We start from the raw sequence: 24,580 nt of genomic DNA, 5'->3' as shown, positions 1-24,580 counted from the left end.
CCAAGTTTTTAAAGTTTTATTACTTTTCACCATATAGTTAACAAGCTAAGTATAACAAAAAAGTTTACTGTAAAACAATATCTTTATAAACTTACTTATAAAAGTTAAAGGAGATATTTCAAATTTATTTTCTTTGAAATATCTCCTTTATACTTATTGTATACCTACTTTTATAGGTAAATTTAGCTGAACAAGCCCTTTATCCATGCTACGAATCCTTTTTTATGTTCTTTTGTATCTACTTTTGCTTCTACTTTTGTTTCATTTTTTTCAGGAGTAGCAACTTTTATTTCGTCAGTTTTCATTATAAACTTAACTTTACCCTCCATATTTGTTCCAATTCCTGTGAAGGTCCCATAATTGTCTGATAATTTTATGAGCTCATCTTTAGCATCGATTATTTCCTTTACATTTCCTGTTTTATTTGAAACTTCACCACTTAGCTTTTTAATACCTTCCTCATCAAATTTCTTCATATTTGCACTTAACTCTTTTGTTCCATCATTAAGCTTATTTGCACCTTCTGTAAGCTTAACAGAATTTTTGGCAACCTCATTCACTCCATAGCTTAATTTTTGTGAACCAACCATTAATGGAACTATACCTTCTTTTTGAAGTTTAACCACACCTTCTGCTACACCTTTTGCTCCTCCTTGAAGTTTTTCAGTGTTCTCTACAAATGTGTTTGCTCCTCCATTAATTGATTTAGCTGCTTCTCCTAGTTTTTCAGCGCCTCCATAAAGTCCTTGACTCCCCTCTTTAAGGTTTGCACTTGCTGGCTTTAATTGTTCCGCACCATTTGCAAGTCCTTCTGCTCCTTTTGATATTTCTCCCATTTTGCCTGCCACTTGTTTTGTAGCCTTTGTTAATTCTCCTGCACTTGAAGCAGCTTTCTTTTGTCCCTCTTGTAGTTTATTCATACCAGAGTTTATATTCTCTGAACCTGCTTTAATTTTAGCTATTCCATCTTCAAGTCCAGTAAGCCCTGCCAATAATTCGTCCCCGCTACTTTTTAGCTGCATTAGCCCTTGCTTTTCATTTTCTAAACCTACTTTTAGCTTCTCTGCAACTTCTCCTGTTCCAGGTATTTTTCCTAATAATGAAACTAACCCATGTATTCCATCAATTCCTACTATTAAAGCATCTACTGCTTTCAATTCTAATTCTTTACCCTTTTTCAATTTTTTTATTCCTGATAAGCTTTGATCTGCTCCATCTATTACTTGTTTTTGACCTTGTTTTAGTTGTTCTGTGACATCAACTAATCCATTTAATCCCCCAGTTAGTCCTTCCATATTTTCAGCAACTTGAGAAGTTCCTTTTGATAGTTCATTTGCTCCATTGGATATAGTTTTTGAACCTTCTACCAGTCCACTAGTTCCCTCTGCTACTTTTACAGCTCCATCTGAAAAAGCACCTGCATTTTTAGCAAAATCAAGAGAACCGTCCCCAAATTGTTGTATTCCTCCACCAAGTTGTTTTGAACCTTCTGCTAACCTTCCCATACCATCAGAAAGTTGGTTTGCTCCATTTTGTAGGCCCATAGTAGCATCGTTTAATTTTAATAATCCATTATTAAGCGATGTAGCTCCTACTCCTAATTGGTTCATAACCCCTGATAATTTTATAATATTTGTTGTTAACTCTTGCTGTCCTTTTACAAGCTTATCAGAACCTTCAGCTAGTTTACCACTAGCATCCTTAAGCTGCTCTATTCCATCAATTAGCTCATTAATATTAGAAGCATTCTTAAAACTATCAACATCTGGAAGCTCTGGTGTTGCAGTTACAACAATAGGTCCCATTTCAAACTTTTCAGCTTTAGCTGTTATTTCAAGGGTATCCTTTAACCCTAATAAATCATCCTTTATATCAAGACTATCTTTCATTCCTGGGAAAGCTATAAAAGTTACAACTTGGTTATTCCCGTCATTAATCATTTTTCCACTATTAGTTTTTATATCTTTAAAGTTATCAAGAGGTAAATTTACTACTGCTACTGTACTAATAGGTGTATAAATAGTCCTGTCTTTACTATTTATTTTCACACTATGGCTATCTTTATTTTTTAAATCAATTTTTATTTTAACCTCACCAGATTTTCCTGCTAACTCCTTTGGAGATATAGCTTTCCCATCTAGTGTATAGGATACTTTAACCTCTAATGGCAGTTCCTTATCTACTGTTCCTCTATAAAATACATCATTTCCTTGAACTTTCCACACAATATTTTCATTTTCTATTATTGGCTTATCATCACTTTTTACATTCTTTATATCCTTTAATATAGATTTATCTCTAATTTCAATATTATTAACATCAGAGTGAAGCCAATCACTTACAATTCTTTCCTTCACATCTCCCTGCTGTGATAGTGTAACATACACTGTCTCATCTTTTTGTATAGTTTCGGCTGCATAAACTCCATTACTTGCAAAAATTGATCCAATAATAACTAAACTTATTACTTTTTTTGACATGCACTTTCTTTCTGTATATTTCATATTAATTTTTCCCCCTTTTAATTTTCCACAGTTTCTAGTTCAGCTGGATCTTCACTCTTTTGAACAAATCCTTTTGAAGTTGCAACTATTACTTTCTCTGATACTAGAAGTATTGATGGAAGTACAAATAGGATAATGGCCATACTTATCAAGGCTCCTCTTGCCATTAGGATACATAGTGAACTTATCATTTCAATGTTTGAAATAATACCAACCCCAGCTGTAGCTGCAAAGAAGCTTAATGCACTAGTAACTATTGATCTTGCGGATCCTTGAACTGCAATTTCCATAGCTTTGAATTTGTCATAGCCATTTCTCATTTCTTCTCTAAATCTTGTGGTTAGCAAAATAGCATAGTCGACAGTTGCTCCAAGTTGAATGGTTCCTATTACTATGGATGCAACAAAAGGTAATACCGTCCCTGTATAATATGGAATACCCATATTTATAAAAATAGCAAGTTGTATAGCTAAAACAAGTATTACTGGAATTGATAGGGACATGAAAACTATGAGTATTATTCCAAAAATAGCTATGATTGAAGCAATACTTACACGCTTAAAGTCTGTATCTGCAATTTCGATTAAATCTTTTGTAAGAGGACCTTCCCCTGCTACCATAGCAGTATGATCATAACTCTTTACTATCCTATTTAGTTCCTCTATCTGCCTGTTTTCCTCATTAGTTGCTGCCTTGTATCTTGAATTTGCAGCAATTAATTTATATCCACCCTTTTCAAAATTTTCTTTTATACTTTCTGGTAAAAAGCTACTTGGTATCTGAGGTCCTAAAAGCTCGTCACCTGAGAGAACACTTTCTATTCCATCTAGCTTTTCTATTTTCTTCACCATTTCCCTAACTTTATAACTTTGAAGAGTATCCTTTACAATTATAAAATGCGTAGTTGTCATTTTATAATCTTGCTTTAGTTTATTTGTTGCAACAATTGATTCCATATCCTTTGGAAGAGATTCATCTAAGTTATAATAAACTTTAGTATGATTATTTCCGTATATTGCCGGTATAAAGGTTATTATAAATATTACTATGAATACTTTATATTTACTTGTTACTATGGAAGCTGTCTTCTTAAACTCTGGAAGCAATGTCTTATGGCTAAATTTATGGATTGGTGTATCAAATACCAATATAAAGGCTGGAAGTATTGTTATTGTAGATATAACTCCTAATAAAACTCCTTTTGCCATAACAAATCCTATATCTTTTCCTAATGAAAGCTGCATTACACAGAGGGCTAAGAATCCTGCTATTGTAGTTAATGAACTTCCTGATATAGCAACTATAGTTTTTGATATAGCTTCTGACATAGCTTCCACTTTATTATTCGGCATAAGCTCTCTCTCTTCATCATACCTATGCAGCAAGAATATAGAATAATCCATTGTTACTCCAAGTTGAAGCACAGCCGCTAAAGCCTTTGTAACATATGATATTTCTCCGAAAAATATGTTGGTTCCAAGGTTATAAATGACAGCATAGCCTATACCCAATAAAAAAACAAATGGTATTATAACCGATTTATTAGTTAGTGATAATGCTATTACCGATAATATAACTGCGATTACTACATAGAAAGGTGTCTCTTTATCTGATAAATCCTTAGTATCTTTAACAATAGCTGACATTCCGCTTAAAAAACATTGCTTATTAGTTATCTTTCTTATACTTTCAATACCTTTTTGAGTAGTTTCTGATGCTGGTGATTCCTTAAATTTTATAACTAGCATTGTAGAATGATCTGTATACAAAGCATTTTTTACTTTATCTGGTAATATTTCTTTTGGTACAGTAATATCTACAAAATCATTTGTCCATATTACCTTTTCTACTCCTTCAACCTTTGATACTTTATCTTTGATTTTTGCTGCATCTTTAGATTCCATATCTTCAATGATGAGCATAGAAGTAGCTGCATTAGAAAAAGTTTTGTCTAATACTTTTTGACCTTTCGTAGAATCTAAATCTTGCGGCAAATAGGTTAAAATGTCATAGTTTATCCTAGTGTTTACCATCCCCAAAATTGATGGAATCAACAAAATAGTTGCGATAATTAATACTACTATTCTGTTCTTAGCTATAAAACTCCCGAATTTTTTCAATTTTGTCATCTCCCCCTAAATATTTAATGTTATTTTGATAATATTTTTTTAATAGCTTTATACAGCACTGGTTTCATGTTGTCTATATTGTCCGGCTCCTGAAGTATTATAGAGCTATAGCAAACAGAACCAACTAACTCAATTATTATAAATAGATTTTTCTCTGCCTCATCTTCATCTGTAGAATCATCTATAAAATTTTCCATAAATAGTCTAACTGTATGTCTCATTTCTTCATATTGCCCAGTTTCAACCACAGCTTTTCTATACATTCCCCAAGAAAGATTTTTATATATTAACTTTAGTAGTTTTTTATCATTTCTTAGATATTCAATTAAGTAATCCACAAAAGCTATTACTCCGTCTATAGGATTTTCATAATTTTTCATTAAAGTTGCTTCTATGGCTTCTCTCAAAATTTTAGAACTCTTTCTTAGGACAATCAGTTCCACAATACAATACTTATCTTTAAAGTATAAATAAAATGTTCCCTTAGCTACTCCCGCCATTTTCACGATATCATTTATAGCTGTATCATTTATACCTTTTGTTGTAAAAAGTTCATATGCTGCTTCATATAGTCTTTTTTCTTTTTTTAGCTTGTTCTCTTCTACTTTACTTAGCATCTTATTCATTTCTTCATCTTCTGCCATGATTTTCATATCACCCCCAAATATGACTGTAAGTCATTTTTACTACAATTGCTATTCTACTCTTTTTATGACTAATAGTCAATATATTTATTTATTACAATTTTGTTAACTAATTATTAATTCAAAAAATAGAAAAGAAGCTCTTGGAATTACTTCCTTAGAACTTCTCTAGCTTCTTCACTAATTATCTTTATTCCATTTTCTATATCTTTCATAGATGTTCTTGAAAATCCTAATCTAATAGAATCTCCCCCATTTCCATCAGTATAAAATATATCTCCTGGAGTAAATATAACATTTCTTTTATAACATCTTTCAAGTAAACTTCTAGCTTCTATTCCATCTAGCTTTATAAATAAATATAATCCTCCATCACCTAATATAAATTTATGAGGAATATATTTTTCCACAAGTATTCTACACAAATTGTATTTTTCTCTATATATGCCTCTAACCTTCTTAACATATTTTTCAAAACCGCCACTTTTCATATATTCATACAATATTCCCTGATCTAAAAATGATGTATGAATATTTTTACTCCGTTTAACGCTTTCAAGCACGTCTATAAGCCTCTTGTCTCCAAATACCCATCCTATTCTCATTCCCGGAAATAAAATTTTTGATAGACTTCCAATATATATAACTGAATTTTCTTCTCCACAAATAGCGGCTATAGGGGCAATATGACTTCCTAAATGCTGCAATTCCTCGTTGAACCCATCCTCAACAATGGGAACCTTATACTTTTTTAATAAATTATACACGTTTTCTCTCTTTTCATAAGACATTACCATTCCAGTAGGATTGTGATAAGAAGGAATAAGATATGCTGCCTTAATAGAGTTATGTTTAAGTGTATTTTTAATTTCTTCTAAATCTATGCCATCTTCATCTATATCAATGCCTATAATATTCAATTGATGAAGCTTCATAAGCTTTATTGCAGTATTATGAGTAGGGTTTTCACAAATTATATTATCACCTTTCTGGACTATAGATGATAGAACTATATCAAATCCTTCTGTAAAACCGTTGGTTATTATGACATCCTTACCTTTTGTATTTACACCTTTTTCTTTCATATATTCCATTATAAAATCGATTAATGGTTTATAACCTTTTGCGTATCCATAATTTAAGAGTTTCTCCCCTTCAATAGAAATTCTATTTAAAAAAGCTCTTTTAACTTCCTCCACATCAAATAAGCTTTCATCTGGAGCTATGCTTTTAAAAGAAATCATTCCTTTTTTATATAACTTTTCATGTTTCATTATATCCAACTCTTCTGCCATCTTTGCATAGTTAGTTATATTATTTTCCCAATTAATTTCCCATTCACTTTGTTTTACTAAGGGTACTTTTGATACAAAAGTACCTCTTCCTTTTATTGTGTGAACTAAGTTATTATCTTCAAGAAGTTCATATGCCTTTACTATTGTAGTTCTGCTTACATCTATCATTAAAGCCATTTCTCTTGTAGATGGAAGTTTACTGTCCTTAGATAGCATTCCATTTTCTATTATTTCCTTTAAATAGCTGTAAATTTGGATATAGATTGGCTCATCTTCATGAAGCTTCAAATTAAAAAACATTAAAACACCTCAAAATCAATTTTTACTTTCTCTTAGTGAAATTTCTATTATTTTATCTAATAGCTCACTAAAATTAAGCCCATAGGACTCAGCACTCTTTGGAAGCAGGCTATTCTTAGTCATTCCAGGAAGAGTATTTATTTCAAGTACATACACATTACCATCCTTTACTATCATATCAATTCTACAGTATACTTTCAAATCAAAGCTTTCCCAACACTTTAATGAAATTTTTTCAACTTCATTCTTTAGATAACCATCTAGTTCAACTATGACTTCTTCTGATTTTTCAGCATCGTACTTTGATCCATAATCAAAAAAATCAGTTTTATAGTTAATAGCAATTATAGGAAGGACTTTTCCATCAAGCATACAGCAGGTTATTTCCTGTCCTTTAATAAACTCTTCAACTAAAATATCATCATATTTTAATGCTTTGTTTAATGTTTCTTCTAACTCATATTTATTATTAATTATAGTTATTCCTATACTGGAACCCCCGCTATTTGGCTTTATTATAAGTGGATAGCCTATTTCTTCAATTTTGCTATAATCAATCTTACTTAGTTTTTTTATTAAAACCCATTTAGGAGTTTTTATATTTTCTGCAATAAATATTTTCTTACTCATACCTTTATCCATACATAATGCACTTGACAATACCCCTGATCCTGAATATGGTACTTCAAGACTGTCAAGTATTGCTTGAACTTTTCCATCCTCACCAAAACTTCCATGGAGAGCAATAAAGGCAAACTCTAAACATTTAACCCTATCTATAAGCTGAAATTTTGTATCTATTGGTACTGGTAAAACTTCATATTTATTTTTATCTAAATTATCTATAATTTCTTTTCCTGTCATAAGGGAAATCTCTTTTTCGCTTGATACTCCACCCATTATAACTCCAATTTGCATAGTATCCCTCCTAATTATCCACTAATCAGCAATAATAATTTTATTTACTTAATATAATTTTATTTGAAACTTTAAACAATAGAAATATCCACAATGTACTTATTTTATATATCATGTGGACTAGGAATCTAATTTTCTAAAGAATATTCTAATATATATATTTTTGTATACTAAAAAAATATATATTATCTATTATTAAAACTTAATTACTTAGTAATAAATATTATTTTAAAATAATATTTATTGACATTTTGTTATTGTTATTGTATTATTTAATAAAGAGTAAATACTTTCCACATTAAAGAACCTTTACTATTTTAAGATAGAATGATTAAGGTTCTATATAGTATTACAAATTTAGCCCTTAGCTTTATTCCTATAAAAAATTAAATCTTCCTTCTAAAATATTAATTTAATGTTTATACAGAGTAGCTAAGGGCTTACCCCTAAATACAATTAATATAATCCATAAACCCTAAATAAATTTAAAAGAAAAGATAGTTTTTATTATAAAAACTATCTTTTCTTACATTTTATAATCACTATTGCATTTTCAAACTAACCAAGTCAAATTGTTTAGTATATTCATAAATCTACGTCTTATAAATTGGTTATCATAGACATTTTCAAATATATACTTCCACTCATCTAAAGTTAATGTTACTTCATTCTCAATGATTTCTAGGGCTTCTTCGCTGCATACCTTCATAATATGCTCTCCAATTTCCATAGGAGTTTTGAAAACGTTAACAGAAAATAATACATCTTCTCTGTATGCCCAATATCTATTAAACTCATTTGAAAACTCCTTAAGTAATTCTAAGCATTCTATATCTCCTAGCTTCCACAAGGAATGTAATTTCCCAGCTTGTCTATTCATTTCAGGCATGTCCTCTTTATTCCTGCCTGTATTCAAATTATTAGACATGTAGATTAATTGATCCATAGTTCCAACTGGCAATATAAATTTTCCATCATATTCACTCATTAAAGCTTTAAAAAAAGCTGTAGTTAAAAATACATATTCTATAAAGCCTAGTGCAGCCTTTATATTAGGATAGTATACCCACTGATTTGAATTACAACCTTCGCAATCCATAATTATAGTATTAATAAATACTGATCTACGAGTTAAAGGCATTTTTTTAAAAGAATGATTCCATAAGTTCTCATGATTTTTTATTAAGTATTCCCAATAATAATAATCAATATAAGGTTTATCTCCCATAGCACTATCTCCTTAGTATGATAAGTAAGTAAACTTTACTATATAATTTATTTTATAGCATATTATAGTTTTTAAGCAATACAAAAATAAGGCTATGCTTTAAGATATTGTTGATTTCGTATAATCTCGAAAATATTTCTAGATTTAGTATAACAATTGTAGCTAAATCTTCATTAACTCGCATAGCTCAGACAAATGAAAGTTCTTAACGCTATAATAGTTATGCTAAATAAAAATTATAATTTCCTATAAGCTGAGAATCCAAATCTATGAATGGAAAGTTTTAAATGAATGTAAAAATCAACATTCATTTAAAATAGAGCCCAAAATAAAAAACACTAAGCAAATGCTTAGTGTTTTTTTATTTTACCTGGCTACGACCTACTCTTCCACACCGTCTCCAGTGCAGTACCATCGGCGCTTTGAAGCTTAACCTTCGTGTTCGGAATGGGTACGGGTGTTACCTTCAAGCCATAATAACCAGATAGCCAGACATCCAAAATCTTCGATTTTGTGATGGTCGGCTACTCATCAGCTATGCTGAGGAGTTTCCTTGAAAGAATTTTGTTCTCTCAAAATTGCACAGTGCTGGTTTGTCAAAATTCTATGATTTTGGTAACAAACCAGTACTCCTAAGTTAGATTAGGAGTTTCATATATTTTATTGATCAAGCCCTCGATCTATTAGTATCAGTCAGCTTAATGCATTGCTGCACTTACACCTCTGACCTATCAACCTGGTAGTCTTCCAGGGATCTTACTAGCTTACGCTATGGGAAATCTAATCTTGAGGTGGGCTTCACGCTTAGATGCTTTCAGCGTTTATCCCTTCCCGACATAGCTACCCAGCTGTGCTCCTGGCGGAACAACTGGTGCACCAGAGGTCAGTCCATCCCGGTCCTCTCGTACTAAGGACAGCTCCTCTCAAATTTCCTACGCCCACGGCGGATAGGGACCGAACTGTCTCACGACGTTCTGAACCCAGCTCGCGTGCCGCTTTAATGGGCGAACAGCCCAACCCTTGGGACCGACTACAGCCCCAGGATGCGACGAGCCGACATCGAGGTGCCAAACCTCCCCGTCGATGTGGACTCTTGGGGGAGATCAGCCTGTTATCCCCGAGGTAGCTTTTATCCGTTGAGCGATGGCCCTTCCATACAGAACCACCGGATCACTAAGCCCGACTTTCGTCCCTGCTCCACCTGTATGTGTCGCAGTCAGGCTCCCTTCTGCCTTTACACTCTACGCGCGATTTCCGACCGCGCTGAGGGAACCTTTGGGCGCCTCCGTTACCTTTTAGGAGGCGACCGCCCCAGTCAAACTGCCCACCTAGCAATGTCCTGTGACCAGATTCATGGCCGCCAGTTAGAATTCCAGTACTATCAGGGTGGTATCCCAAGGACGACTCCACGAAAGCTGACGCTCTCGCTTCTAAGTCTCCCACCTATCCTGTACAGACAATACCGAAATTCAATGCTAAGCTACAGTAAAGCTCTACGGGGTCTTTCCGTCCAACCGCGGGTAGCAAGCATCTTCACTTGCACTTCAATTTCACCGGATTTGCTGCCGAGACAGTGCCCAAATCATTACGCCATTCGTGCGGGTCGGAACTTACCCGACAAGGAATTTCGCTACCTTAGGACCGTTATAGTTACGGCCGCCGTTTACTGGGGCTTAAGTTCACACCTTCGCTTGCGCTAAGCATTCCCCTTAACCTTCCAGCACCGGGCAGGCGTCAGCCCCTATACATCAGCTTACGCTTTAGCAGAGACCTGTGTTTTTGATAAACAGTTGCTTGGGCCTGTTCACTGCGGCCTGCTCTCGCAGGCACCCCTTCTCGCGAACTTACGGGGTTAATTTGCCGAGTTCCTTAGCAGCAATTCTTCCGACGGCCTTAGGATTCTCTCCTCATCTACCTGTGTCGGTTTGCGGTACGGGCACCAATTTGCTCCATAGAGACTTTTCTTGGCAGCGTGGAATCAGATACTTCGCCAAAATAGGCTCCCCATCACACCTCAGGCTCAGTTGAGCGGATTTGCCTACTCAACACCCTAAGTGCTTAGACGCACATCCAATAGTGCGCACATCCTATCCTCCTGCGTCATCCCATTTGTCAAACGCATTTTGGTGGTACTGGAATATCAACCAGTTGTCCATCGCCTACGCCTTTCGGCCTCGGCTTAGGTCCCGACTAACCCTGGGAGGACGAGCCTTCCCCAGGAAACCTTAGATATTCGGCCAACAGGATTCTCACCTGTTTTTCGCTACTTATGCCAGCATTCTCACTTCTGCACTGTCCACCACTCCTTACGGTATGGCTTCAACCTGTACAGAAAGCTCCTCTACCACGTGTCGTTAGACACATCCATAGCTTCGGTGGTAAGTTTGAGCCCCGTTACATCTTCGGCGCAGGATCTCTCGACTAGTGAGCTATTACGCACTCTTTCAATGAGTGGCTGCTTCTAAGCCAACATCCTAGTTGTCTTAGAAATCCCACATCCTTTACCACTTAACTTACACTTTGGGACCTTAGCTGATGGTCTGGGCTGTTTCCCTTTTGACCACGGATCTTATCATTCGTAGTCTGACTGCCGGGGTACGAGTATATGGCATTCGGAGTTTGATAGGGTTCAGTAACTGTTGTCAGCCCCTAGCCCATTCAGTGCTCTACCTCCACTACTTATTACCCGACGCTAGCCCTAAAGCTATTTCGAGGAGAACCAGCTATCTCCGAGTTCGATTGGAATTTCTCCGCTATCCACAGCTCATCCCATGGTTTTTCAACACCAACGTGGTTCGGACCTCCACGAAATTTTACTTTCGCTTCATCCTGGCCATGGATAGGTCACCCGGTTTCGGGTCTACGATATGCAACTAGTTGCCCTATTCAGACTCGGTTTCCCTTCGGCTCCGCACCATAAGTGCTTAACCTTGCTACATATCGTAACTCGCTGGCCCGTTCTACAAAAAGTACGCCGTCACACATTAACGTGCTCCGACCGATTGTAGGCACACGGTTTCAGATTCTATTTCACTCCCCTCCCGGGGTTCTTTTCACCTTTCCCTCACGGTACTTCTCCACTATCGGTCACTAGGTAGTATTTAGCCTTGGGAGATGGTCCTCCCTGCTTCCCACAAGGTTTCACGTGTCTCGTGGTACTCTGGATTAGATCTTGCCTCATTTCCTTTTTACCTACAGGGCTATTACCCTCTGCGGCTGAACTTTCCAGTTCTATTCGGCTAAAGAAACTTTGGCGTTATGATCTATCCTCAACCCCAGAAACAAAGTTTCTGGTTTGGGCTCTTCCCCTTTCGCTCGCCGCTACTGAGGGAATCGATTTTTCTTTCTCTTCCTCTGGGTACTTAGATGTTTCAGTTCCCCAGGTGTTCCTCTATGCACCTATGAATTCAGTACATAGTATCTAGCGTTAGCTAGATGGGTTTCCCCATTCGGAAATCTGCGGATCACAGGCTATTTGCGCCTACCCGCAGCTTATCGCAGCTTATCACGTCCTTCATCGGCTCCTAGTGCCAGGGCATTCACCGTGCGCCCTTTGTAGCTTGATCTTTTTAGTATATTTAATATACTTAATTCAGCTTATTACTAAGTTTTACTTAGTTCTAGGTTTAATCTTTATATTCACTGTGCAATTTTCAAAGAACAATTTGATAAATAAAGTGTATAATCTAAATCAATAAATTATACACTCATAATGGTGGAGATAAAGAGATTCGAACTCTTGACCCCCTGCGTGCAAGGCAGGTGCTCTCCCAGCTGAGCTATACCCCCATATAAGAGAAACATTTAGTCTCTCAAAATTAAACAGAATTAAGAACCAGTCTATGAAAGCAGTGCTTTCATTTCTCCCTAGAAAGGAGGTGATCCAGCCGCAGGTTCTCCTACGGCTACCTTGTTACGACTTCACCCCAATCACCAATCCCACCTTCGACCGCTGGCTCCTTACGGTTACCTCACGGGCTTCGGGTGTTACCGGCTCTCATGGTGTGACGGGCGGTGTGTACAAGACCCGGGAACGTATTCACCGCGACATGCTGATTCGCGATTACTAGCAACTCCAACTTCATGTAGGCGAGTTTCAGCCTACAATCCGAACTGGGACCGGTTTTATAAGTTTAGCTCCCCCTCGCGGGATTGCATCTCATTGTACCGGCCATTGTAGCACGTGTGTAGCCCTAGACATAAGGGGCATGATGATTTGACGTCATCCCCACCTTCCTCCTGGTTAACCCAGGCAGTCTCGCTAGAGTGCTCAACTTAATGGTAGCAACTAACAATAGGGGTTGCGCTCGTTGCGGGACTTAACCCAACATCTCACGACACGAGCTGACGACAACCATGCACCACCTGTCTTCCTGTCCCCGAAGGGACTTCCTCAGTTACGAGTAATTCAGGAGATGTCAAGTCTAGGTAAGGTTCTTCGCGTTGCTTCGAATTAAACCACATGCTCCGCTGCTTGTGCGGGTCCCCGTCAATTCCTTTGAGTTTTAATCTTGCGACCGTACTCCCCAGGCGGAATACTTATTGCGTTTGCTGCGGCACCGAGGGTGGTACCCCCCGACACCTAGTATTCATCGTTTACGGCGTGGACTACCAGGGTATCTAATCCTGTTTGCTCCCCACGCTTTCGTATCTCAGCGTCAGTTATAGTCCAGAAAGTCGCCTTCGCCACTGGTGTTCTTCCTAATCTCTACGCATTTCACCGCTACACTAGGAATTCCACTTTCCTCTCCTACACTCTAGACACCCAGTATCAAATGCAGCTCCCAGGTTAAGCCCGGGGATTTCACATCTGACTTAAATGTCCGCCTACATACTCTTTACGCCCAGTAAATCCGGACAACGCTTGCCACCTACGTATTACCGCGGCTGCTGGCACGTAGTTAGCCGTGGCTTCCTCCTTGGGTACCGTCATTATCGTCCCCAAAGACAGAGTTTTACAATCCGAAGACCTTCATCACTCACGCGGCGTTGCTGCGTCAGGGTTTCCCCCATTGCGCAATATTCCCCACTGCTGCCTCCCGTAGGAGTCTGGACCGTATCTCAGTTCCAATGTGGCCGATCACCCTCTCAGGTCGGCTACGCATCGTCGCCTTGGTGAGCCGTTACCTCACCAACTAGCTAATGCGCCGCGGGCCCATCTCAAAGCGGATTACTCCTTTGATTATCTCTTCATGCAAAGAGATAATGTTATGCGGTATTAATCTCCCTTTCGGGAGGCTATCCCCCACTTTGAGGCAGGTTGCCCACGTGTTACTCACCCGTCCGCCGCTAATCCATTCCCGAAGGAACTTCATCGCTCGACTTGCATGTGTTAGGCACGCCGCCAGCGTTCGTCCTGAGCCAGGATCAAACTCTCAATTTAAAAGTTTAATCTTACTCAAATTTATTGACTGGCATTTCTTTTTACCTTAATTCTGTTTAATTTTCAAAGACCATTTCTGTTGCTGTCCCTTGACAGCTTATTCATTATATCAATTCGAAACTTTATTGTCAACAGCTTTTTTGAATTTTTTTAATCTTCTCAAATTCATTAGCTGTTTCCAGTTTTAATATTACTGGGTCGCCCTTGCGACGACATTGACTATCTTATCATAAATATAAAACTTTATATATTATTTTTAGCCTTTTAAGATGAATTAAATTCATCTTTCTTAAAATTACTCTGTTTTTTTTCATTTTTCTTAATTGGACACGCTTGGATATGTATTCTGTATATTTATTTTGGGCTCTGTTTTAAAGATTGCTGAGTGCATTATAAGCTATACTAAATTTAGAATTATTTTCGATACTATAAGTCATCAACAATCTCTTAAAACATAGTCTTATTTTTCTACATTATATCGATATGAGAGGTACGTGATTGTACCAGTAAATATTATTATTTGTCATTATTAAATCTTTGCATCTTCATTGTTGGATAAACCTTAGGAAAATAATTATATTGATAAAATTTCATAGTTTGTTCACTCCAATTTATTTCCTCTGCCCTTCCTATTTTCTTTAGATAATCCCTTAATATATCATCATATTCATCAATAAGCTTTGGAAGCTTTTCTTTATCATATATTTCATCATGTCTAAATGCTTCTTTTGGCATTCTTGGCTTTTTTTCAGAACAATCTGCTGGATATCCTATAGCTAAGCCCACTATAGGATAAGTATATTCTGGTAAATTTAAAATTTTTATCATTTCATCTGGACTATTACGAATTCCTCCAATTGGCACTATTCCAAGTCCTAATGACTCAGCAGCAGTTATTACATTTTGCATAGCAAGACCAATGTCTACAGCCATGACAAGAATGCCTTCAACACTTTCTGGAATTATAAGATTTTTTCCTACTTTTTCAGCTGCTATTTTAGCTTTATAAAAATCTCCAACAAATGTAAAGAACACTGGTGCTGTCCCTATCCATGGCTGTCCACCAGCAAGTTCAGCAATTTTTGCTTTCTTCTCTTTATCTCTTATAACTATAACACTTGTATGCTGTCCATTAATGGAACTTGGCGCAGACTGCGCAACTTCAATTAAAATGTCGATAATCTCTTCTGAAACTTGCTTATCTAAATAATCTCTTATAGATCTGTGATTTTTAATTACCTTTATTACTTCATTCATATTTTTCTCTCCTTTTTAGATATAACTTAACTCTATTAATTATTATTTTCTTTATTTTCAAAAAACTTTATACATATCCCCCCTTATCGATATATTAAATATTCTTAACACTTTTTTCTAATTTATATTTCGAATTTTAATTAATAATCTTTATTACATAATACATATTTTTATTGACAAGTTTTTATTTGCATTGTATAATAAGTACATAAAATATATTTAGTAAATATATTTTATGTACTAGTAAACATGATTAATTCCCTACCTCAATTAAATTACTAAACCAAAGACAAAGTTTTTAATAGCCCAGTTTTCAAACTTAACCATTATATCCTCTTACTCTACCCACAGTTTATTTACTAAACTATGGGTAGAGTTTAGTATTAATCATTTAATAACTCCTATCTAAAGTAACTGAGAAAAATAATTTGAATTAGTAAAATTATTTTTCTCAGTTATTTTAGATTTCCAATAATCATTATTAATAAATACAAATTATTATTGACATATTTTTCTCTATATAGTATCATAAAGGTACAAGATACATCAATTAGACTAGTTTTTAGTATTAGCTATAACTTATACTTATTGATGTATTAATGAAAAATATAAGAAGATGACTCCTACTAGGAGCATCTAACTTATTGAAAACCCATTAGTACAATTTAAAAATAATTAGCTACCCCAAACAAACCTATAAATATAAATATAAAAAGTTAGTGGAATAAATTAATTTATTCCACTAACTTTTTATATTTATTTAATTTTTCATTTTATGAAAATATACATATTTTCCCTTATATGTGATTTTAACATTGGTCACATATTAGTTTCATTTTTGTTTAATTTTAAATATATTCTATTAGACTCCCTAAAGCTATTGCTATTATCTGAGTTACATTTATTAACACAAAATTTTTAACTGCTAAAACAAATGTATCTTTTTTGGTTTGATTTTTATAAAATAGAATAATATTTTTTCTTACTGGAATTATAGTAAGTATTGTAATGAAACCTAGTATAGGTTCAATCTTCAATATTAATAAAATTATTATATCAATATAACTTATATAGTACAAAGCCTTAAATAGCTTTAAAGCATTCTTTTTACCTATGTAAATTGGCAATGTATATCGTTTGTTTTCAATATCTTCTTCAATATCACAGGTATTATTAGCAAGCATAATATTTGAAATTCCACTTACTGCCGGCAGTGAAATTAAGAAAATGTACAATAACTGCAAAACATTAATCTCCATACTTAAAATACCATCTTCATACATAAACGAAACTATATTTTCATCATATACATGTATGTATGTAGATATAAATACAATTACAAATCCCATACATAGTCCTGAAAAAATTTCGCCTAACGGCATCCTAGATATTGGCAATGGACCAAAAGAATACAGAATTCCTACTAAAAATGATAAAGCACCTATAATAAGTATCACAATATTTGTATTCAAAAACAACATAAATCCAAATATTGTAGCAATAATTAAAAGCATAAATATAGTACATAAAACTGCTGATTCTTTTAGATTATCCCTTACAATTGCATTATGTTTTTCATATCCGTATCCCTCAGTTTTATTAGCTTTTTTATAATCCATGAAATTATTTATAGCAGTTGTTGCCATATCAAATGCTAATAATGATATAAGCATAAATACAAAGTTTTTAAAGTTAAATCTATGAAAATGATACAAAGCATAAAGTGTACCTAGTGAAAATGGTATAATACTAGCAACTTTAGTTTGAATTTCCACTAATTTCAAGAAACTACTTAATGACATATTTAGCTCATTCCCCCTAATTTGTTTTTATCTTCTAAACTATTGTATCATAATCTAAAATGGCTTAGTTTTAAAATACGTATATCTTTTTAAAATTTAATTACCATTTATTATCTATTATAGTGTAATGTTAATAAAATAAAAATCGCCCTAAAGAAGCGTTCACTTAGGGATTGAAGAAAAACTTAAATGAGCAGCTTCAAGCGGAGGCAAAAAGGCCAGCCATATCCAAGCATATGTACTTGAAATGGCTGGTCTTTGTCTTTCGTCATTTTACTGTAATTCATTTTCAGACATTTTTTCTGCTTGTTCAATAATTAATTTAACTGCATCTGCCTGTTTATCAGGTGGATACTTATATTTACGTAGAAGCCGCTTAACGGTAATGCGCATCTGAGCACGTACACTTTCACGTACATCCCAGTCAACTTTCATGCTATTTCGTATATTAATTGTTAGTTCTTTTGCAATTTGCTTCAGCACATCATTTTCATAGAATTCTCTGGCGGATTCATTTTCAGATATAGCATCATAAAATGCTAACTCATCATCAGATAAACCTAGTTCTTCACCTCTTTTATGAAGACTATTTAAATCTTTTGCCATTTCGATAAGCGTCTTTATAACTTCAGCAGTTTCGATTGACCGTTTAGCATACTTATTAACTGATGCTTCTAGCATTTCTGAGAATTTTTTAGCTTGAACAACGTTTTTTCTAGAAATCGCCTTAATTCTACCATCAAGCAATCTTCGTAATAGTTCTAATGCTAAGTTTTTTTGCGGAAGCCCTTTAACTTCCTCTAAAAATTCATCAGAAAGTATGGATATATCTGGTCGATTTAAGCCTACCGCTGCAAGAATATCTACTATCTCTTCTGAAATAACAGATTTTGAAACTAGTTGTTCTATTTCATATTCAACTTGATCTTTTGTTTTCTTAGGTTTACCCTTGGGTAACAATTTTATTATTCCGGCTTTGACCGCTTTAAAAAAACTTATCTCAAGGTTAATTTCTTGTGCTTTTTCTGATGTGGCGCACAGAGCATATGCTTTTCCTATCTCAACTACAAAGTTTAGAAAGTCTTTTTTTTCTTCTTCTTTTTTTCCAAGAATGAAGTCTACACATCTAACTATACAATCTATTCTTTGAGATGCTGTACCATCTAAGTAACAGCTATAATCGAATCCGTATAACAAACCTTTTATTTGCTCATATTTTTCCATCATTAAATCTACTGCAACCTGAGGATCAATACCAGTTGTTTTTCTATCAGAAGGGGTATATTGTGCAAGGGCACTTCGAAGATTATCAGCTATACCGATGTAATCTACAACTAATCCACCAGGTTTATCTTTAAACACACGATTGACTCGCGCTATAGCTTGCATTAGGTTATGCCCGCTCATAGGTTTATCAATATACATAGTATGCAAACACGGAACATCGAAACCTGTTAGCCACATATCACAAACAATCACAACCTTTAACTCATCATGCGGGTCTTTCATCCTTTTTGCAAGAATTTTTTTCTGAGCAGAAGTAGTTGAGTGCATCTGGAATTCTGGTGGATCTGACGCAGCAGATGTCATAATAACTTTGATTGTTCCTTTATCCACTTCAGAATTATGCCATTCTGGACGATATTTAATAATTTTTGAGTATAGTTTAACAGCTATGTTTCTAGACATTGTTACAAACATAGCTTTGCCACTGAGTGCATTCTGTCTCAGATCATAATGGTGTAAAAAATCCTTTGCAATAACATCAAGACGAGTATCGGTTCCTACAAGAGCTTCAAGTCTAGCCCACTTTTTTTGTTGATTGATTACATATGTTTCTTCTTGTTCTTTTACAATTTCTGCATATTCAATATCTATTTTAGGCTTGAACTCCTGAGGAATATCAAGCTTAGCAATTCGGCTTTCATAATATATAGGAACGGTTGTTCTATCTTTGACTGCCTGCGTTAAATCATAGATATCAATATAATCTCCAAATAATGCAGGTGTGTTTTTGTCACTCAATTCTACTGGAGTACCAGTAAAACCTATAAAAGAGGCATTTGGTAAAGCATCGCGCATATATTTAGCAAATCCAAAAGATACCTTGCCATCCTTCTCTTTTGCTTCTAGTCCATATTGGCTACGATGTGCTTCATCTGCAATTACTATTACGTTACGACGATTTGTTAGTGCTTCATTACTTTGATCACTTTCATCAGGCAGAAATTTCTGGATAGTAGTAAATATAACTCCACCAGATTCAACACTTAATAAATCTCTTAATTGTTTTCGGTTTTCTGCTTGCTTTGGAATTTGACGTAGGTAGTGAGCACTTTTGGCAAATGTTCCGTAAAGCTGATCATCTAGATCGTTTCTATCTGTAATAATAACTATCGTAGGATTGTTTAGCTCAAGAACTAATTGTCGGGCATACATTAGCATGGAAAAGCTTTTTCCACTTCCTTGTGTATGCCAAATAACACCTACTTTTCTATCTCCATTTTCTGCAGCAGCAATATGTGTTTTATATAATGCTTTTTTTACTGCAAAATACTGGTGATAACCAGCAAGTATCTTAAAAGATTTATCCTCTTCATGAACAAAAAACGTGTAATTAGATATTATGTCCAAAATACGTTTTTTGTCCATCATTCCTTGTAGCATTACTTTCAATTGAGGTGAAGATTCTGGTGCTTCACCGTTTCCATCAACAGTTCGCCAAAACATAAAACGATCAAAATCTGAAGAAATTGTTCCTACCTTTGCGTTTATTCCATCGCTTGTAACTAAGAAAGCATTGTAATTGAAAATAGTAGGAATATCTTTTTTATATGTTTGTAATTGATTGAAGCCTTCAACAATACCAATATCTTCATTGGACGCATTCTTCAATTCAATGATTGCAAGCGGTATACCGTTTATAAAGACAACAACATCGGGACGACGTTCTTTACCATTCTCGATAATTGTATACTGGTTTACAGCTAAAAATTCATTATTATCAATGTCTGTTAAATCGAAAATATAGGCTTTTTCAGTTTTTACATTTCCGTCTTTTTTTCGTATTTCTACGTCGATCCCGTCAGTTATCATTTTAAAAAAAGCGACATTGTTCTGTGTGATAGACATACTTTGATGGCGCGTTATTTTTTTTACCAAATCATCAATTACCTTATCAGGGTACTGTCGGTTAACTCTCTTGAGGGCACTGTGCAGACGATCATACAAGACAACATCTCCAAAACTCTCCCGTTCAGCAAAACTGCCGCCAGGTGAGATATCTGGGCCATAAATTGTTTGGTAGCCTAAATCTTGAAACCACTCCATTACTGCTTGCTCAAGATGGTATTCAATAAAATTTGACATATCACTCACCTACCTTTATGTGATGTTTGCTTTTTATGTATGAAGTCTGATGTTCAAGCTCTGGATACACAAAAGCTTCATTAATACCTATAATATCTAGTTCTTTAAGTATCGATTGTTTGTGCTCTTGCGGAATAACCAATGAGCGTGGAATGCCATCGCCAAAGTCTTTAATAAGCTGATCCTTTAAATTAAATGTGTTCTTAAGAAAATAATCTGGTTTTTCAATGTCTATACCCAGTAGTAAGAAAGCTCCATTTTGCCTTTTAATTCGTTCGTTATTTTTGGGGGCAACAACAGGAATATATTTTGTTCTAAATATGTTCTCAAGTTTTTCATTCTTTTCTTTATAATCTAAAGCATTATTTATTAAACCTTTTTGAACAAAATAGTCGACAAAAGCTTCAATGCTTTTTCCATCATATTCAGCAAGTGCAGCAAAATACTGTACTTGTTTTTCTGTTGGACGCTGTAATGATTCTATAAGAATAAGTATTTCGCCATCTTTATCTTCGCAAGTTTTATCAGAGCAGGCAAAATATAAAGCTATAAGAGGATTTGTTGTAACATCAATTAACCTTGTTGGAAGCCCATAATGCTGCATTTTCACGAGCTGCTCAAAATCAGTCATGTGATTACCAAACTCATATGGTTCTTGCAAAATCAAGTCATTAATTAAAGCTGTTTCTTTACTAATCATGTTGTTGCGAAAAATACTAGCATCCATTGGAAAGTCAATATTTGCTTGCCCTCTAAATAGCAAAGTGCCTGTTGTGTTGTTTTCAATAATTGTGCTATTATATCTTGAAATCTTGTCGAATAAGTGTCCAACACTAAAAACTGTAGCTTCCTCTTCGAATGCTTCTTGTACATATTCTTCATAATCAGTCATTATGCTTCACCTACTTCCACTGGTAATTCTCCGCTTATAAGCTTTGGTAAAAGAGTATCTCTTATTTCAGCCAAAACAGCATTTTCTTCTTTTAGTTTTGCAATTTTCTGCTCTATAGGTTTTGCTATTTCTTCAAATCGCAACTGAAGCTCCATTGGAGGTACGATTATATCAAACATTTTAAATGCTTCAAACGGAAAATTCTGGCGTGTTGTACCTATAGCATGGTGCTTGATATTTTCTAAAAACATAGGCTGTTTCATATAATAATAGAAAAAAGTTGGGGTTATGGTCTCTTTCAATTCGAAGACAACATATATTGGGCTTACTAACCCAACATCAAAATCAGTCAGCATAGCAATGGAACCAATATTTGCTCTAGCAGGATTATATGCTACCTGATTACGTCTTACAATTTTGTAATTGGTAGTATCTTTGCTGTATACCTGTTTGGTAAAGATATCATCAGAAAGCTTAAATTCACCTTCTTTTACAACTGAAAGTACTGGATAGTCGTTATTTTCTTTATTTTTCTCTTTAACTTCAATTATGTTGTTAAAAACATTTGACTTTACCCAATCTTTTGGAATAACATTATCCAACTCTTTGGTTGCATTCGAATAACTAAAATCAGAAAACCAGTTATTATAAAGTTCAAACAATATTGAAAACAATATATTAATTCTTGAATTATTTGATTTTATTTTTAAATCAAGTGGTCTTAAAATACTTACAATTTTATTCTGAACTTCTATAGGTGGATATATAATAGGCAGCTTTCTTTGAGCTGTAATGCCTATATATGGTCTTGTGCTACCTGCTCCTGCTACAGAAGTTAATATAGCTTGAAATATTGGAGAATCAAAATAATATTTAAGAAAATAGTTATTCAGTTTGTGTTTAACTCTATAATAAGTTACTTGTGGGGTTAGAACAATTTCACAATGAGTATCATCTACAATAGCTGTTCGCCCAATAGTCCCCTTATGCGTCAGAAGTACATCGCCACATTTAGAAAACCCTTTTTTTAGAGTACTTGAAAGTTCTTTGGAAATATACGCACAAGAACTAAAGTTAACTTCACCATTTGACAAATCATTTGCCATTATAAATGGAATACCTTCCTCGACATAATCTGAAACTTTAGGGTGAGTTTTTCCATGATTGCCGTCCATTGGGGGTTCAATAATATTTTCATTTATTAATTCTTCTACGGTATAAATAGGATATTTAGACATTTCTTCACCACCTTAAATTTTCCATCCTATGCTACTAAGCTGCTCTTGAATCAATGCATCAATTTCTTTTGATTCTGCTATAATCTTTGAAAGTTTCATTGTCAACCTGCTCATTTTTTCTTCAAACGGCTCAGTATCTTTTTCAATAGGAGTGATACCCACATAGCTTGCAGGAGTAAGGTTATAATCTTTTGCTCGGATTTCATCAAGAGTAGCAATTTTCCAAAAACCTTGCTTATCTTCATAGGTTATTTCTGCACCATCTGCTCTTATTGCTTTCTTTTCATGATTTCTGAAAGCATGATAAATTGATGTAATATCATCGATGGTTTTATCTGTTAATTTTCGTTGTGTACGGCTATCTTCTAGTGGTTCAGTTTCCATATTGCGTGCATCAATAAAGAGTATTTCACCATGTCTATCACGATGCCCATTTTTTAATTTGTTTCTTGTTATAAACCAAAGGCATACAGGAATAGAGGTGGTCGAAAATAATCCACCTGGTAAGGTTACAATACAATCAATTTTGTCATCTTCTATTAAGTTTTTACGAATTGTGTATTCGCTTATAGTGGACGACGAAAGAGAACCATTAGCAAGAACAAAACCAGCTGTACCGCTCGGAGCCAAGTGATATAGCATATGTAGAATCCAAGCGTAGTTAGCGTTACCTGCAGGAGGGATTCCGTATTTCCCCCAACGTGGATCATCAATTAAACGCTCGCCTCCCCAATCGCTTATGTTGAATGGGGGATTGGCCATGATGTAGTCCGCCTTAAGATTTTTGTGTTGATCATTGTGGAATGAGTCGGCATTCTGCTGACCTAAATTCGCATCTATACCACGAATGGCAAGATTCATTTTGCAAAGTCTCCATGTATTATAATTGGACTCCTGTCCATAAATTGCAAGTTGACCGTCGATTCGTCCTTGCCTGTCTTTTACAAACTTTTCACTTTGAACAAACATTCCTCCAGAACCGCAGCAAGGGTCATATACTCTTCCATCGTGCGGCTCAATCATATTTACGATTAGTTCAACAACACTTCTAGGAGTATAGAATTCGCCTCCTAGTTTACCTTCAGCCCTAGCAAATTTACCTAGAAAATACTCATAAACTGTTCCGAGAGTATCTTTGTTTGGGTCATTCCCAATTTCAATATTTGCAAGTAAATCAACAAGCTCACCTAAGGCAGTTTTGTCTAGAGAAGCACGAGCAAAATCTTTAGGAAGAACTCCTCTTAAAGATGGATTTTCTTTTTCGATTGTATACATTGCATTATCAATTACTTGACCAATTTCTGGTGTTTTAGCTCTTGCAACAATATTATCCCAACGAGCTTCTTGGGGCACCCAGAAAACATTCTTAGCAGTATATTCATCTTTGTCTTCAGGATCTGCATACTCATCTTGTGAAATTTCTGCATATGCTTTGACAAAGCTGTCAGAAATATATTTTAAAAATATAAGTCCTAAACAAACGTGTTTATATTCAGCAGAATCCATATTATTTCTAAGTTTATCAGCCATTATCCATAAATCTTCTTTTCTTAACTCAGCCATTATAAAACTCCTCCATTACTAATGATGTTAAATGCTAAACATGGTTTTCATGAATTAC

The 24,580-nt window shown here is 34.9% G+C and carries 12 protein-coding genes, 1 tRNA gene and 3 rRNA genes; all 16 read right to left on the bottom strand.

Going from position 1 to position 24,580, the window contains the following annotated elements; translation table 11 throughout:
- Positions 1–182 precede the first annotated feature (182 nt).
- The 16 genes from ACWW38_RS15205 to ACWW38_RS15130 all read right to left on the bottom strand — a co-directional run bounded on the left by ACWW38_RS15205 (position 183) and on the right by ACWW38_RS15130 (position 24,522).
- Positions 183–2,504 (bottom strand): hypothetical protein, encoded by a 2,322-nt coding sequence (locus ACWW38_RS15205; protein ID WP_456258371.1) that lies wholly within the window; start codon positions 2,502–2,504, stop codon positions 183–185.
- 17 nt (positions 2,505–2,521) lie between these two features.
- Positions 2,522–4,624, bottom strand: a complete 2,103-nt coding sequence (locus tag ACWW38_RS15200) for an efflux RND transporter permease subunit (RefSeq protein WP_456258370.1) — start codon at positions 4,622–4,624, stop codon at positions 2,522–2,524.
- A 29-nt stretch (positions 4,625–4,653) separates the two neighbouring features.
- Positions 4,654–5,286, bottom strand: coding sequence for a TetR/AcrR family transcriptional regulator (locus tag ACWW38_RS15195; protein WP_456258369.1), 633 nt, complete (start codon positions 5,284–5,286; stop codon positions 4,654–4,656).
- 140 nt (positions 5,287–5,426) lie between these two features.
- Entirely contained in the window at positions 5,427–6,872 is a 1,446-nt protein-coding gene (locus ACWW38_RS15190; protein ID WP_456258368.1) for an aminotransferase-like domain-containing protein, read from the bottom strand.
- A 15-nt stretch (positions 6,873–6,887) separates the two neighbouring features.
- Positions 6,888–7,790 carry a D-alanine--D-alanine ligase gene (locus ACWW38_RS15185; protein WP_456258367.1) on the bottom strand — a complete coding sequence of 301 codons (903 nt, stop codon included), beginning with the start codon at positions 7,788–7,790 and terminating at the stop codon, positions 6,888–6,890.
- 553 nt (positions 7,791–8,343) lie between these two features.
- Entirely contained in the window at positions 8,344–9,018 is a 675-nt protein-coding gene (locus ACWW38_RS15180; protein WP_456258366.1) for a hypothetical protein, read from the bottom strand.
- A 368-nt stretch (positions 9,019–9,386) separates the two neighbouring features.
- Positions 9,387–9,503 (bottom strand): 5S ribosomal RNA (gene rrf / locus ACWW38_RS15175).
- A 178-nt stretch (positions 9,504–9,681) separates the two neighbouring features.
- Positions 9,682–12,584 (bottom strand): 23S ribosomal RNA (locus ACWW38_RS15170).
- A 147-nt stretch (positions 12,585–12,731) separates the two neighbouring features.
- A tRNA-Ala gene (locus tag ACWW38_RS15165) sits at positions 12,732–12,807 on the bottom strand.
- A gap of 82 nt (positions 12,808–12,889) precedes the next feature.
- Positions 12,890–14,401, bottom strand: a 16S ribosomal RNA gene (locus ACWW38_RS15160).
- The 16S, 23S and 5S rRNA genes sit together here with 1 tRNA gene alongside, the layout of an rRNA operon.
- Positions 14,402–14,917: 516 nt before the next feature.
- On the bottom strand, positions 14,918–15,658 hold the full coding sequence (locus tag ACWW38_RS15155; RefSeq protein WP_456258365.1) for an NADPH-dependent oxidoreductase: 741 nt from the start codon (positions 15,656–15,658) through the stop codon (positions 14,918–14,920).
- A gap of 848 nt (positions 15,659–16,506) precedes the next feature.
- A complete protein-coding gene (gene menA / locus ACWW38_RS15150) occupies positions 16,507–17,460 on the bottom strand; it encodes a 1,4-dihydroxy-2-naphthoate polyprenyltransferase (protein WP_456258364.1) in 954 nt (317 codons plus the stop codon).
- Positions 17,461–17,733: 273 nt separating this feature from the next.
- Positions 17,734–20,829, bottom strand: a complete 3,096-nt coding sequence (locus tag ACWW38_RS15145) for a type I restriction endonuclease subunit R (protein ID WP_456258363.1) — start codon at positions 20,827–20,829, stop codon at positions 17,734–17,736.
- Between the two features lies 1 nt (position 20,830).
- Positions 20,831–21,721, bottom strand: coding sequence for an FRG domain-containing protein (locus tag ACWW38_RS15140; protein WP_456258362.1), 891 nt, complete (start codon positions 21,719–21,721; stop codon positions 20,831–20,833).
- The gene (locus ACWW38_RS15135) at positions 21,721–22,959 is read right to left on the bottom strand and encodes a restriction endonuclease subunit S (protein WP_456258361.1); all 1,239 of its coding nucleotides are present in this window, start codon (positions 22,957–22,959) and stop codon (positions 21,721–21,723) included. Before ACWW38_RS15135 ends, ACWW38_RS15140 begins: the two co-directional genes overlap by 1 nt.
- Before the next feature lie 12 nt (positions 22,960–22,971).
- Positions 22,972–24,522: an N-6 DNA methylase gene (locus ACWW38_RS15130; protein WP_456258360.1), complete on the bottom strand. Its 1,551-nt coding sequence runs from the start codon at positions 24,520–24,522 to the stop codon at positions 22,972–22,974.
- Positions 24,523–24,580: the final 58 nt, after the last annotated feature.

Source organism: Clostridium sp. JNZ J1-5 (assembly GCF_053901425.1).
Note: the sequence above shows the minus strand (reverse complement) of the source record. Positions and strands in the feature narration are given on the sequence as shown.

Excerpts from the sequence above, each read along its gene's own strand:
- ACWW38_RS15205 (WP_456258371.1), bottom strand. The coding sequence starts at position 2,504 with ATGAAATATACAGAAAGAAAGTGCATGTCAAAAAAAGTAATAAGTTTA.
- ACWW38_RS15195 (WP_456258369.1), bottom strand. The coding sequence starts at position 5,286 with ATGAAAATCATGGCAGAAGATGAAGAAATGAATAAGATGCTAAGTAAA.
- ACWW38_RS15190 (WP_456258368.1), bottom strand. The coding sequence starts at position 6,872 with ATGTTTTTTAATTTGAAGCTTCATGAAGATGAGCCAATCTATATCCAA.
- ACWW38_RS15185 (WP_456258367.1), bottom strand. The coding sequence starts at position 7,790 with ATGCAAATTGGAGTTATAATGGGTGGAGTATCAAGCGAAAAAGAGATT.
- ACWW38_RS15180 (WP_456258366.1), bottom strand. The coding sequence starts at position 9,018 with ATGGGAGATAAACCTTATATTGATTATTATTATTGGGAATACTTAATA.
- ACWW38_RS15155 (WP_456258365.1), bottom strand. The coding sequence starts at position 15,658 with ATGAATGAAGTAATAAAGGTAATTAAAAATCACAGATCTATAAGAGAT.
- menA (WP_456258364.1), bottom strand. The coding sequence starts at position 17,460 with ATGTCATTAAGTAGTTTCTTGAAATTAGTGGAAATTCAAACTAAAGTT.
- ACWW38_RS15145 (WP_456258363.1), bottom strand. The coding sequence starts at position 20,829 with ATGTCAAATTTTATTGAATACCATCTTGAGCAAGCAGTAATGGAGTGG.
- ACWW38_RS15140 (WP_456258362.1), bottom strand. The coding sequence starts at position 21,721 with ATGACTGATTATGAAGAATATGTACAAGAAGCATTCGAAGAGGAAGCT.
- ACWW38_RS15135 (WP_456258361.1), bottom strand. The coding sequence starts at position 22,959 with ATGTCTAAATATCCTATTTATACCGTAGAAGAATTAATAAATGAAAAT.
- ACWW38_RS15130 (WP_456258360.1), bottom strand. The coding sequence starts at position 24,522 with ATGGCTGAGTTAAGAAAAGAAGATTTATGGATAATGGCTGATAAACTT.